Here is a 13,256-nt window from a genome sequence, read left to right as displayed (position 1 = left end):
CGGCGGATTGCATTGGAGCAGGCTTGCCATCGTGCGGCGAAGAGCGGTCGCGATCCCACTGGAACCATTGGCGATTTGGGCCGTTCTCTCTGCGGGTCGCTTGGAATGAACCAGGATGGAACAAATGATCGCATATCAGGGATATGCCGGCTTTTGGCGGCCCGGGGATATCGTCGAGGACAAGGTTCTCTCGGACAGCCAAAAGGCGGAAACGCTGCTGCATTGGCGACGAGCGGTCAGCAGGCTGGCGCCCCTTGCTTCAGCCGAGGAGCGGGAAGCTTATAAAAAGCTAACCATGGAACTCTCCACCGCGCTGAAACATGTCGACAACTCGATGCCCGCGCCGCATATACTTCCGGGTAGATCTCTCAAGCCTTCTTAAACTTGAGCAACGAACAGGAGTGCCAAAATGGTGACCAAGACAGACGGTTCGGACCTCTCCGACCAGGTGAAGGCCATCCAGGCCGAATTGGCCTCGCTGACGGATACGATCCGCAAATTCGGTTCGGAACAGGCGAGCGCCGGAGCGGACGCGCTGCACAATGCCGCCGGCCGGGCCAGCGAGACCTTCCGCGCCTCGGCCGACGAGGCACGCCGCCGCGGGCAAAGGGTCGCCGAGGATATCGAAGGCCAGATCACCGGCAATCCGGTTCCCGCCGTGCTGATCGCAGCCGGCATCGGCCTGTTCATCGGTGCGCTCATAGGCCGGCGATGAGCGGCCTGTTCCAGGCCCTGACAAGCGTGGCGGCCGCTGCCGCCACGCAAACCACCGTGCGCACCCTCAAGCGAGTCGGCCTTCTGGCCCTCGCGGGGGTGTTCATTATTGTCGGCGTTTGCTTCGGCGTGGCTGCCGGGTACCAGGCACTGGCCTACAGCTATGGATCGCTGGTCGCCAAGATGGTCGTGGGCGGAGCGTTCCTGGTGGTTGGATTGATCATCCTGCTGGTGGCGAACTGGCGTAACGGCCGCCGCCAGCAGCAGGAGGTCGGCACCACCAGCGTCGCCCTTGCCTTCGCCATGGGCCTTCTGGGCGGCCTGGCGCGCAAGCGCTGAATTCCAGCCCGGCCCCGCGCCGCGGCTAGACATCCAAATTGCGGAAACGGAGAGGAGCCTTTCACAGGCTCCTTTTTTGTTGCGGGCTTCGGCGGAGTGGCCGTCCGACCGGGAACCTCGAATGGCCTCAGTCCAGCGCGTGGCTCGAGGGGATGTCGATCTCGCACACCACGCCGCCCGGCGTGAACTCCAGCGTGACGATGCCGTCGAGCGCCTGGCCGACGCTGCGCTCCAGCAACGTGACACCGAAGCCAGTCTTCTCCGGCTGCTGCACCATCGGCCCGTTGGTCTCCTCCCAGCGGAGGTGAAGCCGATCGCCGTTGCGGATGCCCCAGTTTAGCGAGATGCGCCCGTCCGGAACCGAAAGCGCGCCGTACTTGGCCGCGTTGGTTGTCAGCTCATGCAAGGCCAGGCCGATATTCTGCACGGCATCCGGGCGAAGACTCAGCATCGGTCCTTCGATGACGAGCTGGTCGGAACCCGGATCGATCGCCTGCGAAAGCTGGGCGCTGACGAGGTCCTTCAGCGTGGCGCCGTGCCATTCGCGGGCGACCAGCAGGTCGTGCGACGCCGCCATCGCCCGCAGCCGGGCGGAGAAACGGGTGACGAAGGTCTGCGGATCGTCCGAGCGGGCGGCGGTCTGGCGCGCCATGGCCTGGATCACCGCGAGCAGGTTCTTGGAGCGGTGGGTCAGTTCGCGCATGACCAGCCGCAGATGCAGTTCCTGCTGATGCGCCTCGGTGACATCCACCGCCACGCCCGCCAGTCCCTGGATGCTGCGATCCCGCCCGAGGATCGGCTCCAGCCGTAGCTGGAAATAGCGTGGCTTGTCATCGAGCGTCATGACGATCTCGCCATGCTGCGCCTCGCCGGAGGCCACTGCCGCCTTCTTCATGTCGACGATCGACTGACTGCCTTCGTCCTGCCAGAATTCCTCGTCGGTGCGGCCGATCATGTCATCGGCATTGAGGCCGATCGCCGGATTGTAGACCCAGTTGTAGCGCAGGTCGCGATCATGGCTGAAAACCATGATCGAGGATCCCCGCAGCGCCATGTCGAACCGGGCATTGGCCTCGGCCAGTCCGGAGGTCAGCGCCGACAGGCGCGTCTCGTAGTCATGGCGCTCGGTGAGGTCGACGACCGCGGACGTCAGGCCGATGATCTCGCCCGACCCGTCCCGCAGCGGCTCGATCGAAAGGCGCAGATACTGGGACGCGCCATCGGTCTTGACCACGACGTTGAGCGACGTCCCCTTGCCGCTCTCGACCACGTTGCGCTTGGCGTCCGCCACGGACTGGGCGACATCTTCGGGAAACAGGTCCGCGTCCGTCTTGCCGACCACCTCTTCCGGCGTCAGGCCGCGCCGCGGGTCATAGGCCCAGGTGAAGACCAGCCGCGTATCCTGGTTGAAGACCGCGATATCCGAGCCGGAGAGCGCTGCTTCGAAGCGCTGCTTGGTCGCCGTCAGCTCGCGCGTGCGGACATATACCTTCTCCTCGAGCTCGCTGCGGATGTCGGTCAGCTGCCGCATCGTGTCGATATGCGCGTCGATCTCGGATTTGAGATGGCGGTTGTTGCGCTCCAGCAGCCGAGGCGACGGCAAAGCGAGCAGCTCCGGAAGAACGTATCGGATGAGGAATACCGCCACCAGCGCGCTCAGGGCGGCGACGATCTCGAAGACCCGCGCATAGATCGACGGTCGCAGCACCGGAAAGGCCGCAATCAGATAGGAGACCGCGATTCCCAACAGCAGCAGGATGAGCGACAGCGCGACGCGCCGATAGACGGTGGGAAGATCGCGGCGACGCCACAGAAACGATATCGCGGCCACCGCGATCGCAAAAGTGCTGACCGAAACCATCAGCCTCGGGATCGATCGCAACAGATTTCCGCCCAGCGCATCCGAACCCTGAGAAAGGATGTTGAGCAGCCAGTCCATGGAATGGTCCTTCTTCGCGCTGCGTAAATGCGGGAACGATCCGGCCGACCGGCCATTGACCTTCCACTACTCCACCCGAAAGAGGAGACGGACAATGAACCGGGACGCAGTCCAAGGCAATTGGAAGCAGTTCAAGGGCTTGGCCCGCCAGCAGTGGGGAAAGCTCACTGATGACGACCTCACCGTGGCGGCCGGCAAACGCGAGGAATTGGCCGGCCGGCTTCAGGAGCGCTACGGCATCGCGCGCGAAAAGGCAGAGGCCGAAGTCGATGAATGGATGAAGCGGCTGTCATGATGCGGGGGGAGGCCCGGCTTGACGCCGGGCCCTCTCGCCTCAGGCTGCCACCGACGCTGTCGAGTTGAAGAACAGAGCCTGGCTGATCGCCGCCTTGACGGTGCGGGGATCGAAAGGCTTGGTCAACAGGAAGGTCGGCTCCGGGCGTTCGCCCGTCAGCAGACGCTGGGGGAACGCCGTGATGAAGATAACGGGAAGCGTGAAACCGGAGAGGATGTCCTTCACGGCATCGATGCCGGAGGAGCCGTCGGCAAGCTGGATGTCGGCCAGCACCAGACCGGGCTGCTCGCGCGCGGCAGCCTCGACCGCATCGGTGCGAGTGCGCGCCACGGCGGCGACCTCGTGACCCAGTTCCTGAACGATGCCGGTGAGATCCATCGCGATCAGCGGCTCGTCCTCGATGATCAGCACCCGCGTGCGGGTCTGGCGATCGATCTCCGCGAGCGCGTCGCTCAGCAGCGGCTGGACTCGCTCGGCCGGAATGCCCATGACGGCGGCGGCGTCCTCGTCGGAAAAACCTTCCATCGTGGTCAGAAGGAGGGCCTGCCGGCTTTCCGGCGTCATGGCGGCAAGACGCTGCTGCGCCGTCGTCTCCTGGCGGCTCAGGCCGTCGATGACAACGTCGCTACCAAGCTGCGTTCCCGACCAGATGGCGTGGAACAGGCGATAGAGAGCAATCTTGGGATGGACCGAGCGATCGATGATCGCGGGCGCGTTCACAATCGCGAGCAGGCAAGCCCGGACATAAGCATCGCCGCTGATCTGGCCGCCGGTCAGGGCGCGCGCGTAGCGCCGCAGAAACGGCAGATGCGGCGCAAGCGCCTGCGACAGACTTTCGGGCATCTATTCCCCCTTCAAAAGGATCGTTCCAGACGAGAGAACGCAGTCGGTTCGATTCGGTTCCAAAAATTCAGGAACCTTTTTTGGGGTGCCGCATTGGCACCGACAGAGACGCACCGCACTCACCAACGGAGCGCAAATTGGGCACAGCCAGGACAAGAAACGTGGACAACAACGATAGCAACGCGAAAAGCGCCGAGTTTCGCTCCGCGCCCCCTTCGGCCAACAGCCAGGGCGAAAAAGAGGACTGGATCGGCCGGCAGTTGCGCCGTGTCTTCGACAATTCGTTGAGCGAACCTCTCCCCGACGACATCATGTCCCTTCTCGACAGGATCGACGACGAGCCCGTGAAGTCCGAGCCGCCGCCACCACCCAAGGGCACCCCGTGAGACGACTGCCGCATATCCTGAAACTGCCCCAAGGCATGGATTGCCACGGAGACAGACATGAAGAATGAACTGGTCGACGCACTGCCCATGCTTCGCGCCTTCGCTCGCTCGATCAGCGGCAATCGCGATCGCGCTGACGACCTCGTGCAGGAAACCGTCATGCGCGCCCTTGCCAACAAGGACAAGTTCCAGGTCGGCACGAACCTGCACGCCTGGCTGGTGACGATCCTGCGCAATCAGTACTATTCGGAAGGCCGTAAACGTCGGCGCGAGGTCGAGGACGCGGAAGGCACGCACGCCGCCCGTCTGTCCGATATCGGAGCCCAGCACGGCCATCTGGAACTGGACGACTTCCTGCGCGCCATGCAGCTCCTGCCCGACGAACAGCGCGAAGCGCTCGTCCTGATCGGCGCCAGCGGCTTCTCCTACGAAGAAGCGGCCGAGATCTGCGACGTGAAGGTCGGCACGGTGAAGAGCCGCGTCTCCCGCGCCCGCGCCCGGCTGGAGGAGATCATGAGCGGCGGCGTTCCCCTGCCGCCGGCCGAAACGGCCAAGCGCTCCGCCGACGAGATCGAACAGGCAATGGCTCTGCGCGCCGGCTGAACCGCTCCCCGATAGCCCAACAAAAAAACCCCGCGATCCGAGATCGCGGGGTTTTTTGTGACGTCGCCTTCGAGCGTTCAGGCCCGACGCATCAGGTGCATGACACCGGAGATCAGGAACAGAACGATCGCGACCACAAAGATGATCTTCGCGATGCCAATGGCGGTACCAGCGATGCCGCCGAAACCAAGAACGGCAGCGACAAGCGCGACTACGAGAAAGAAAATCGCCCAGCTCAGCATCAAAATTCTCCATGGGTGCACGCGGCTTCAGGCCGCTCAAGCATCCAATGCAGAATGAGCGATGCGGTTCCCTCCGCGAAAACCCGCTATGCCTTCCGGGCCAGGAAATCACTCATCCGAATGCTCGCGGCCGGTAATGGCGATGCCGAACCCCTGCAGGCCGACATATTGGCGCTCCTGCGACGACAGCAGGCGGATCGAACGGACCTTGAGATCCCGCAGGATCTGAGCGCCGACGCCGATCTCGCGCCAGCGCTCCTTGCGCTGCCGGGCCGACATATGGCGCTCCTCGCCATCGCCGGCGGCCGAGCCATCCGGACGCACCACCGCGGGATCGCGGATCAGCACGAAGACACCGCGATCGGCGGCGCCAACCTTGCGCAAGGTCGTTTCGAGCCAGCCCTTGGAGTCCGGGCCGCGCGAGATCAGGTCGGAGATCGGATTGGCACGATGGATGCGAACCAGCACGTCGGCCTGCTCGGCGACGTCGCCGAAGACGATAGCCAGATGCTGCAGCGGATCGAAAGGGGTCTCGTACACGAAGGCCGTCGCGGTGCGCCCGCCGACCGGAACCTGGAAACTGTCGACGACCTTGACGAAGTTTTCCGTGCGGGCCCGATAGGCGATCAGATCCTCGATCGAGACGATCTTCAGACCATGCTCCCTGGCGAACTCCAGCAATTCCGGCAGGCGCTTGACGGTGCCATCGTCATTGACGACCTCGGCCAGCACGCCGGCCGGCTCCAGCCCGGCCAGGCGCGACAGGTCGGTCGCCGCCTCGGTATGGCCGGAACGGATCAGCACGCCACCCTCGCGCGAGATCAACGGGAAGATATGGCCGGGACGGAGGAAGTCCGATGCGGTGCAATTGTCGTTGGCAAGCGCCTGGATCGTGTTGGCGCGCTCCTCGGCGGAAATTCCGGTGGTGAGGCCCACCTTGTAATCGACCGTGACGGTGAAAGCAGTGCGCATCGGATCGCGGTTGTTGGCGACCATCGGCGGCAGATGCAGCGCCTCGGCGCGATCGGCATGGACGGGAACGCAGATGATGCCGCTGGTATGCCGGATCATGAAGGCGACCTTCTCGGCCGTTGCCTTCGACGCGGCCATGATCAGGTCGCCCTCGTTCTCGCGATCCGTATCGTCGACGACGACAACCAGTTCGCCGGCAGCGATCGCGGCGACGGCTTCTTCAATCGTATTGAGGGCCATGAACCATGTCCGTGAGCGGAAAAGATCCTGTCCTTATAAGCAATCAACCACGGAGTGCCACTCCGCAAGCGCGCAAAACGGGTTGTCTGATGACCATATGGGCCTTACCAGTATCGCCACCGTAGAGGCGGCGTTGTTCGGACGCGGACAGAGGAAGAATAGACGAATGGCAGATATCAAGCGTTTTTCCGGTCGGGGAGCGATCGTGACGGGCGGCGCTTCGGGAATCGGGTTCAAGACCGCCGAGCGCATTGTCTCCGAGGGCGGAACAGTCTGTATCTGGGACGTGGACGCAGCCCGAATCGACGCCGCCAAGGCCGCACTGGGCCCGAAGGCGCATGGCGTGCAGCTCGATATTTCCAAGCCGGAACAGGTCGAAGCCGCCGCCAAGACCGCCGAAAGCCATCTCGGCAAGATCGACATCCTGATCTGTTCGGCCGGCATCGCCGGCAAGAACGCGCTCGTCGTCGATTATCCGATCGAGGAATGGCAGCGCGTGTTCGAGATCAACGTCCACGGCCTGTTCTATTGCAACCGCTTCGTCGCGCCGCTGATGAAGAAAAACGGCTACGGCCGCATCGTCAATGTCGCCTCGATCGCCGGCAAGGAAGGCAATCCGACGGCATCGGCCTATTCGGCCGCCAAGGCCGCGGTCATCGGCTTCACCAAGTCGCTCGGCAAGGAACTGGCCAAGGACAACATCACGGTCAACGCCATCACGCCGGCGACGATCGACACGCCCATCCTCAAGCAGGTGAGCCAGGCGCATATCGACTACATGCTGTCGAAGATCCCGATGGGCCGCTTCGGCACGGTCGAGGAAGCCGCCGCCATCCTGACCTGGCTCGCCAGCGAGGAATGCTCCTTCACCACCGGCGCCGTGTTCGATCTTTCGGGCGGCCGCGCTACCTACTGATCATCGCGCTTTCCCAGCAAACCTCCGGCCCCGCAGCGGGGCGGAGGTTTTTTATTGGCTTGCACCCGGCCTTGCGCGGACGGAGCACCGTGCTTCCGACGCAACCGAAAAAGTCGCCGGCGGGACGACTCACCGCGATCGGCGCCCTTGCAGGCGCCCTCTTCACTCCCAATCTCTCCATCCAGCGCGGCAGCGCCGGGCGAGTTGTGACGGATTTGCCGCAGATTGGCGGGCCGGACGAAGATTCGACAGCGGCGCTTCCAGCCCCATCTTGACTTAGCGGCATGGCGACAGCATCTGCTGCGAGCGAACATTCATTCGCAAGTAAGTCCGGATGCCAATGACCCAGCTCGCGCAACCTGAAGTCACCGACCTCTCGCCGCGCGAAAGCGCGCAGGATGCCCGACGCACGCAGATCCTCGACGCGGCCCGCACCTGCTTTGCCCGCTCCGGGTTTCGCGGCGCCTCAATGCAGGAGATCTGCCTCGAAGCCAAGATGAGCCCCGGCGGCCTCTATCGCTATTTCCCTTCCAAGGAAGCGATCATCGAGGCCATCGCCCAGGAGGAACGCTGCGGCGCGGCCGAACTGATCGAGACGATGCGCGGAACCGGGCCGCTGCTGGATCGGATGATGAGCTGCGCCATGGGCTATTTCGCCTATATGCGCGATCCCGGCGCCTGCGAGTTGATGGCGGAAATCAGCGCGGAAAGCCTGCGCAATTCCGAGATCGGCAAGCGCTTTGCCCAGATCGACGACAGCGTGCGCGACATCATGCGCGAAGTTTTCCTCGAGGCGATCGAGACGGGCGAAATGCCGCCGAACGCCGATCTCGATGCAACGATCAGCATGCTGCAGGCCGCCGTCGACGGCATTGCGCTGCGCCAGATCAACGACCCCGACCTATCGCTTGCCCGGGTCGAGCCGCTGCTGCGGCGGCTCGTCGCCGGTGTTTTGGGAATGAAAGCCTGAGCGGCATGACGGCGGCGTGAGACCGCCCGCGCCAACCTGACCAGAGGGGCCGCTTGAGGCGGCCGAACGAATATGAAGCGTATGACCCGTCTCGCGGCTTCGGCCGCCTTCGTCGCCGCCATCGCCGCCGGGGCGCTCGCCCTGCCGGACTCGATGTTCCCGGCGTCGGCCAACGAGCCCAGGCCGTCCACGGAAGCCCCCAAGCCGCCGGCGATCACCGTCATTCCCGCGGCGCGCAAGGAGGTCGTGCAGACCGCCATCGTCATCGGATCGCTGGTGCCGCGCGAGGAAGTGCTGGTCGGCGTCGATCTCGACGGCTACCGGCTGACCGAGCTTTCGGCCGAGGAAGGCGACCACGTCAAGGCCGGCCAGGTTCTGGCGCGGCTTTCGACCGACATGCTGGATGTCCAGCTTGCGCAGAACGCCTCGTCCCTCGCCCGCAACGACGCGGCGATCGCCCAGGCCAAGAGCCAGATCGCCGAGGCGACCGCCATCGAGGCGCAGGCCAACGCTTCCTTCGATCGCGGCCAGTCGCTGAAGACCAAGGGCATCGTCGCCCAGGACACGCTCGACCTGCGGGAATCGACCGCCAAGACGGCCGCCGCCCGCCGCGACGCCGCCGCCCAGGGCCTGGCGCTTGCCGAGGCCGACAAGACTCTGACCGAGGCGCAACGCCGCGAATTGGAACTGCGCGTCGCCAAGACCGAGATCAAGGCGCCGACCGATGGGCTCGTGTTGTCGCGCTCGGCCCGCATCGGCGCGATCGTCTCCGGCGGCGGCGAACCGCTGTTCCGCCTGGCCGAGGATGGCGCCATCGAGCTGGAAGCGCAGGTGCCGGAAGCCGAACTGGCGCAGATCGCGGTCGGCCAGCCGGTCCTGGTCACCGTCCAGGGCGTGCCGGAAGGCATTCCCGGCACGGTGCGCCTCGTCGCTCCGCGCATCGACAATGCGAGCCGGCTTGGCCGCCTGCGCGTCGCGCTGCCGGCCGGCATCAAGGTCAATGCCGGCGCCTTTGCGCGCGGCACGGTCGAACTCGCCCGCCGGGAAGGCGTGACGATCCCCGTCTCCGCCGTCGTCACCACGGCCGGTGAAGCGACCGCGCAGGTCGTCGTCGACGGCAAGATCCAGACGCGGCCGATCAAGACCGGCATTTCCGGCAAGGGACTGGTCGAGGTCGTCGAAGGCATTTCGGTGGGCGACGCCGTGGTGCTGCGCGCCGGCACGTTCGTACGGGACGGCGATGCCGTGACCCCGGTGGAAGCCAAGCGCGAAGGCGACAGCGAGGGAGCGAAGGGATGAACTGGAACTTCTCCGCCTGGGCGATCCGCAATCCGGTTCCGCCGATCCTCCTGTTCGTCGTGCTCTGTGCCTTCGGCATCGTCTCGTTCATGGGACTGCCGATCACGCGCTTCCCCAACATCGACGTGCCGATCATCTCGGTCACCGTGACCGATGCCGGCACGGCGCCGGCCGAGCTGGAAACCCAGATCACCAAGAAGGTCGAGGACGCGGTTGCCGCCATCACCGGCGTCAAGCACGTCTCCTCGACCATCACCGACGGCCAGTCGACGACCGCCATCGAATTCCGCCTCGAGGTCAATACCGACCGCGCGCTGAACGACGTCAAGGACGCGATCGCGAAGATCCGTGGCGACCTGCCGCGCACGGTGGACGAACCGATCGTCCAGCGAATCGACGTCGAAAGCCAGTCGATCATCACCTATGGCGCGCTGGCGCCGACCATGTCGCCGGAGCAGCTCTCCTGGTTCATCGACGACAGCGTCATCCGCGACCTGCAGGCGCTGAAGGGCGTCGGCCGCGTCGAACGCATGGGCGGCGTCACCCGCGAAATCCAGATCCGTCTCGATCCCGACCGCCTGATGGCGCTCGGCGTCACGGCGGCGGACGTCAATCGCCAGCTGCAGATCACCAATGTCGACCTCGCCGGCGGCAAGGGCGAAGTCGGCAGCCAGGAGCAGACCATCCGCACCCTGGCGGGCGCCAAGTCGATCGAGGATCTCGCCAACGCCCGCATCGTGATTTCCGGCGGCCGCGAGGTCCGGCTCGGCAGTCTCGGCACGGTCGAGGACCATTGGGAAGAGCCGAAATCCTTTGCCCGCCTCGACGGCAAGCCGGTCGTGGCGCTGGCGATCTATCGCGCCAAGGGCGCCAGCGATGCCTCCGTCGCCGAGGTCGTCGACGCCAAGATCGCCGAGATCGGCCAGGCGCATCCAGACGTCACCTTCTCGGTCATCGACAACACCGTCCACTACACCTACGGCAATTACGAAAGCGCGATGGATACCCTCTATGAGGGATCGATCCTCGCCATCCTCGTCGTGCTGCTGTTCCTGCGCGACTGGCGCGCGACGCTGGTCGCGGCGATCGCGCTTCCGCTTTCGGCGATCCCGACCTTCTGGGCGCTGTCGATGCTGGGCTTCTCGCTCAATCTCGTCAGCCTGCTCGGCATCACGCTGGTGACGGGCATCCTCGTCGACGACGCCATCGTCGAGATCGAGAACATCGTCCGCCATACCCGCATGGGCAAGAAGCCCTATCGCGCGGCGCTCGAGGCCGCCGACGAGATCGGCCTCGCCGTCATCGCCATCTCGGCGACGATCATGGCGATCTTCGCGCCGGTCTCGTTCATGGGCGGCATCGCCGGCCAGTACTTCAAGCAGTTCGGCCTGACGGTCGCCGTCGCCGTATTCTTCTCGCTGCTGGTCGCCCGCCTGATCACGCCGATGATGGCCGCCTATTTCATGCGCGCGCCCTATCTCGGCGACGGCTCGGACGGCGAGCCCGTCTATGGCGGCTTCCGGAACGATCTCGGCCGCAAGCTCCGCGCGATGATCCCCATCGCCGTGGTGATGGGGCTCGGCGCACTCGTGCTGCAGATCACCGGCGAAGCGCTCGTCGGCGTGCCGCTGCTCGGCACGCTCGCCGAACGCGTCGCCTCGATCGGCTGGACCAAGATCGCGCTCGGCGCGCTGGCGCTGGCCGCCGGCTTCGCCCTGGTGCGCGCCTGGCTTGGCCAGCCGCACCCGGCCGAGGAGCATGATGGTCTCGTCATGCGGATGTATACCGGCCTGCTCCGGGCGACCCTCGCCCGCGGCATGCGCTGGGTGACGCTCGGCATCGGCATCGCCACCTTCGCCGTCTCGATCTGGGCGACAGGCCTGCTGCCGTCCGAGTTCATCCCCGAAGGCGACGAGGGCCGGCTGATGGTCTCGGTCGAGCTGCCGCCGGGCACCGGGCTCGACGAAACCACCGTCACCACCGACAAGATCGCCGCGGCGCTCGGGCAATTGCCGGAGATCCAGCGCGTGTTCGTCATGGGCGGCACATCGCCGACCGGCACACTCGAAACCCGCCGCGCCGCCGTCATCCTGGAACTCGTGCCGAAGAAGGAGCGCAGCGTCAGCCAGAAGGACATGAAGCCGATCGTCGCCTCGGTCCTCTCGACCATTCCCGACATCCGCTTTTACGTCGTCAACGAACGCGGCGACCGCGAAACCACGATCGCCGTCACCGGACCGGATGGCGACGGCGTCGCCAGGGCGTCGGGCGACCTCGAAGCGGCGATGAAGGCCGACCCGATGTTCCTGAACCCGGTCGCGCTCTCCTCCTTCGCGCGTCCGGAAATCCGCATCGTGCCGAAACTTGACGAGGCTTCCGCGCTCGGCATCGCGCCGGACCGGATCTCGGAGACGATCCGCGTCGCCACGACCGGCGCCGCCGACGCCAATCTCGCCAAGTTCACGGTCGATGGCCGTCAGGTGCCGATCCGGGTCGAACTCGACCGCGTCGCCCGCTCCGATCTTTCGGTGCTGTCGGCGCTGCGGGTTCCCTTGCCGGCCGGCGGCTCGGTGCCGCTTTCGACGGTTGCCGATGTCAGCTTCGGCCAGGGTCCGGCAACGATCGAGCGCTATGACCGCGAACGGCTGGTCAAGGTCGGCACCGACATGGCGCATGGCTTTACGTCGGGCCAGGGCACCGAGCGCATCAAGACGATGGACGCCGTCAAGAACTTCCCCGAGGGCGTCCGCCTGCAGGAAACCGGCGATGCCGAGGCGCAGGCCGAGGTGTTCTCCGCCTTTGGCGTCGCCATGGGCTCGGGCATCCTGCTGGTCTTCGTCGTGCTGATCATCCTGTTCAACAGCGTGTTCCAGCCGCTCACCATCCTTGCCTCGCTGCCGCTTTCGATCGGCGGCGTGGTGGCGGCGCTGCTGCTCACCAACAACGCCTTTTCGATGCCGGTGATCATCGGCATGCTGATGCTGATGGGCATCGTCACCAAGAACGCGATCATGCTGGTCGATTTCGCGGTCGAGCAGGTCAAGCACGGCATGGACCGCAAGGAGGCGATCATCGACGCCGGCCGCAAGCGCGCCCGACCGATCGTGATGACCACCATCGCGATGGGCGCCGGCATGCTGCCGGCGGCGCTGGCGCTTGGCGAGGGCGGCGAATTCCGCGCGCCGATGGCAATCGCCGTGATGGGCGGGTTGTTCCTGTCGACGATCCTGTCGCTGGTCTTCATCCCGTCGGTCTACACGATCATGGACGACCTCTCCCGGCTCGTCGGCCACCTGTTCCATCACGCCTTCGCGCCGAACGAGGTCGACGAAGACGAGCCCCATGCCGGCCACAAGCCGACCCCGGCCGCGCCGCCGCTCTCGAAGGAACTGCGGATCGCGGCGGAGTAGGGCCGCGATTCCCGGCTGTTTCGAAGCCCCTCACCCCAGCCCTCTCCCGCGCGCGGGAGAGGGAGTCTTCCCTCCGCGGCGCTGTGCA

Annotated in this window: 14 protein-coding genes; 10 read left to right on the top strand and 4 right to left on the bottom strand. The window is 65.3% G+C overall.

Features of this window, described 5'->3' with window-relative positions; genetic code table 11:
- Positions 1 to 124 precede the first annotated feature (124 nt).
- The 3 genes from OSH10_RS05865 to OSH10_RS05855 are packed head-to-tail and all read left to right on the top strand — an operon-like array spanning position 125 to position 1,053.
- On the top strand, positions 125 to 382 hold the full coding sequence (locus OSH10_RS05865) for a hypothetical protein (RefSeq protein ID WP_266330692.1): 258 nt from the start codon (positions 125 to 127) through the stop codon (positions 380 to 382).
- 27 nt (positions 383 to 409) lie between these two features.
- Entirely contained in the window at positions 410 to 715 is a 306-nt protein-coding gene (locus OSH10_RS05860; protein ID WP_266330691.1) for a DUF883 family protein, read from the top strand.
- The gene (locus tag OSH10_RS05855; protein ID WP_266330690.1) at positions 712 to 1,053 is read left to right on the top strand and encodes a hypothetical protein; all 342 of its coding nucleotides are present in this window, start codon (positions 712 to 714) and stop codon (positions 1,051 to 1,053) included. The genes OSH10_RS05860 and OSH10_RS05855 overlap by 4 nt, the downstream gene beginning before the upstream one ends.
- Before the next feature lie 127 nt (positions 1,054 to 1,180).
- Here the strand turns inward: OSH10_RS05855 and OSH10_RS05850 are convergent, their stop codons facing one another.
- Positions 1,181 to 2,992, bottom strand: coding sequence for a sensor histidine kinase (locus OSH10_RS05850; protein ID WP_266330689.1), 1,812 nt, complete (start codon positions 2,990 to 2,992; stop codon positions 1,181 to 1,183).
- Between OSH10_RS05850 and OSH10_RS05845 the strand changes: the two genes are divergently transcribed.
- A complete protein-coding gene (locus tag OSH10_RS05845) occupies positions 2,991 to 3,287 on the top strand; it encodes a CsbD family protein (RefSeq protein WP_456077679.1) in 297 nt (98 codons plus the stop codon). The two genes, OSH10_RS05850 and OSH10_RS05845, sit on opposite strands and share 2 nt — an antisense overlap.
- Before the next feature lie 39 nt (positions 3,288 to 3,326).
- Here OSH10_RS05845 and OSH10_RS05840 read toward each other — a convergent pair whose 3' ends face one another.
- Positions 3,327 to 4,130, bottom strand: a complete 804-nt coding sequence (locus tag OSH10_RS05840) for a response regulator (protein WP_266330688.1) — start codon at positions 4,128 to 4,130, stop codon at positions 3,327 to 3,329.
- Between the two features lie 161 nt (positions 4,131 to 4,291).
- Here OSH10_RS05840 and OSH10_RS05835 point away from each other — a divergent pair, with 161 nt between their 5' ends.
- Together OSH10_RS05835 and OSH10_RS05830 are read left to right on the top strand one after the other, a co-directional pair.
- Positions 4,292 to 4,516 (top strand): NepR family anti-sigma factor, encoded by a 225-nt coding sequence (locus tag OSH10_RS05835; RefSeq protein WP_266330687.1) that lies wholly within the window; start codon positions 4,292 to 4,294, stop codon positions 4,514 to 4,516.
- Between the two features lie 57 nt (positions 4,517 to 4,573).
- Positions 4,574 to 5,119 carry a sigma-70 family RNA polymerase sigma factor gene (locus tag OSH10_RS05830; RefSeq protein ID WP_266330686.1) on the top strand — a complete coding sequence of 182 codons (546 nt, stop codon included), beginning with the start codon at positions 4,574 to 4,576 and terminating at the stop codon, positions 5,117 to 5,119.
- 77 nt (positions 5,120 to 5,196) lie between these two features.
- Here OSH10_RS05830 and OSH10_RS05825 read toward each other — a convergent pair whose 3' ends face one another.
- Positions 5,197 to 5,361, bottom strand: a complete 165-nt coding sequence (locus OSH10_RS05825; protein WP_266330685.1) for a DUF1328 domain-containing protein — start codon at positions 5,359 to 5,361, stop codon at positions 5,197 to 5,199.
- Between the two features lie 108 nt (positions 5,362 to 5,469).
- Positions 5,470 to 6,573 (bottom strand): 3,4-dihydroxy-2-butanone-4-phosphate synthase, encoded by a 1,104-nt coding sequence (ribB, locus tag OSH10_RS05820; RefSeq protein ID WP_266330683.1) that lies wholly within the window; start codon positions 6,571 to 6,573, stop codon positions 5,470 to 5,472.
- Between the two features lie 166 nt (positions 6,574 to 6,739).
- On the opposite strand from ribB, the gene OSH10_RS05815 reads away from it, so the two are divergent.
- From OSH10_RS05815 to OSH10_RS05800, 4 genes are all read left to right on the top strand, one after another.
- Positions 6,740 to 7,489: an SDR family NAD(P)-dependent oxidoreductase gene (locus OSH10_RS05815; RefSeq protein ID WP_266330682.1), complete on the top strand. Its 750-nt coding sequence runs from the start codon at positions 6,740 to 6,742 to the stop codon at positions 7,487 to 7,489.
- A 340-nt stretch (positions 7,490 to 7,829) separates the two neighbouring features.
- The gene (locus OSH10_RS05810; protein ID WP_266330681.1) at positions 7,830 to 8,459 is read left to right on the top strand and encodes a TetR/AcrR family transcriptional regulator; all 630 of its coding nucleotides are present in this window, start codon (positions 7,830 to 7,832) and stop codon (positions 8,457 to 8,459) included.
- 81 nt (positions 8,460 to 8,540) lie between these two features.
- Entirely contained in the window at positions 8,541 to 9,758 is a 1,218-nt protein-coding gene (locus tag OSH10_RS05805) for an efflux RND transporter periplasmic adaptor subunit (protein WP_266330680.1), read from the top strand.
- The gene (locus OSH10_RS05800; protein ID WP_266330679.1) at positions 9,755 to 13,168 is read left to right on the top strand and encodes an efflux RND transporter permease subunit; all 3,414 of its coding nucleotides are present in this window, start codon (positions 9,755 to 9,757) and stop codon (positions 13,166 to 13,168) included. Before OSH10_RS05805 ends, OSH10_RS05800 begins: the two co-directional genes overlap by 4 nt.
- Positions 13,169 to 13,256: the final 88 nt, after the last annotated feature.

Origin of the sequence: Kaistia defluvii (assembly GCF_026343955.1) — a bacterium.
In the GTDB taxonomy this organism is placed as follows: Bacteria; Pseudomonadota; Alphaproteobacteria; order Rhizobiales; family Kaistiaceae; genus Kaistia; species Kaistia defluvii.
Note: the sequence above shows the minus strand (reverse complement) of the source record. Positions and strands in the feature narration are given on the sequence as shown.

Bases quoted from the DNA above. Each gene is read 5' to 3' on its own strand.
- OSH10_RS05830 (WP_266330686.1), top strand. From the start codon at position 4,574: ATGAAGAATGAACTGGTCGACGCACTGCCCATGCTTCGCGCCTTCGCT.
- OSH10_RS05810 (WP_266330681.1), top strand. From the start codon at position 7,830: ATGACCCAGCTCGCGCAACCTGAAGTCACCGACCTCTCGCCGCGCGAA.
- OSH10_RS05865 (WP_266330692.1), top strand. From the start codon at position 125: ATGATCGCATATCAGGGATATGCCGGCTTTTGGCGGCCCGGGGATATC.
- OSH10_RS05860 (WP_266330691.1), top strand. From the start codon at position 410: ATGGTGACCAAGACAGACGGTTCGGACCTCTCCGACCAGGTGAAGGCC.
- OSH10_RS05815 (WP_266330682.1), top strand. From the start codon at position 6,740: ATGGCAGATATCAAGCGTTTTTCCGGTCGGGGAGCGATCGTGACGGGC.
- OSH10_RS05805 (WP_266330680.1), top strand. From the start codon at position 8,541: ATGACCCGTCTCGCGGCTTCGGCCGCCTTCGTCGCCGCCATCGCCGCC.
- OSH10_RS05845 (WP_456077679.1), top strand. From the start codon at position 2,991: ATGGAATGGTCCTTCTTCGCGCTGCGTAAATGCGGGAACGATCCGGCC.
- ribB (WP_266330683.1), bottom strand. From the start codon at position 6,573: ATGGCCCTCAATACGATTGAAGAAGCCGTCGCCGCGATCGCTGCCGGC.
- OSH10_RS05850 (WP_266330689.1), bottom strand. From the start codon at position 2,992: ATGGACTGGCTGCTCAACATCCTTTCTCAGGGTTCGGATGCGCTGGGC.
- OSH10_RS05800 (WP_266330679.1), top strand. From the start codon at position 9,755: ATGAACTGGAACTTCTCCGCCTGGGCGATCCGCAATCCGGTTCCGCCG.
- OSH10_RS05855 (WP_266330690.1), top strand. From the start codon at position 712: ATGAGCGGCCTGTTCCAGGCCCTGACAAGCGTGGCGGCCGCTGCCGCC.
- OSH10_RS05825 (WP_266330685.1), bottom strand. From the start codon at position 5,361: ATGCTGAGCTGGGCGATTTTCTTTCTCGTAGTCGCGCTTGTCGCTGCC.
- OSH10_RS05840 (WP_266330688.1), bottom strand. From the start codon at position 4,130: ATGCCCGAAAGTCTGTCGCAGGCGCTTGCGCCGCATCTGCCGTTTCTG.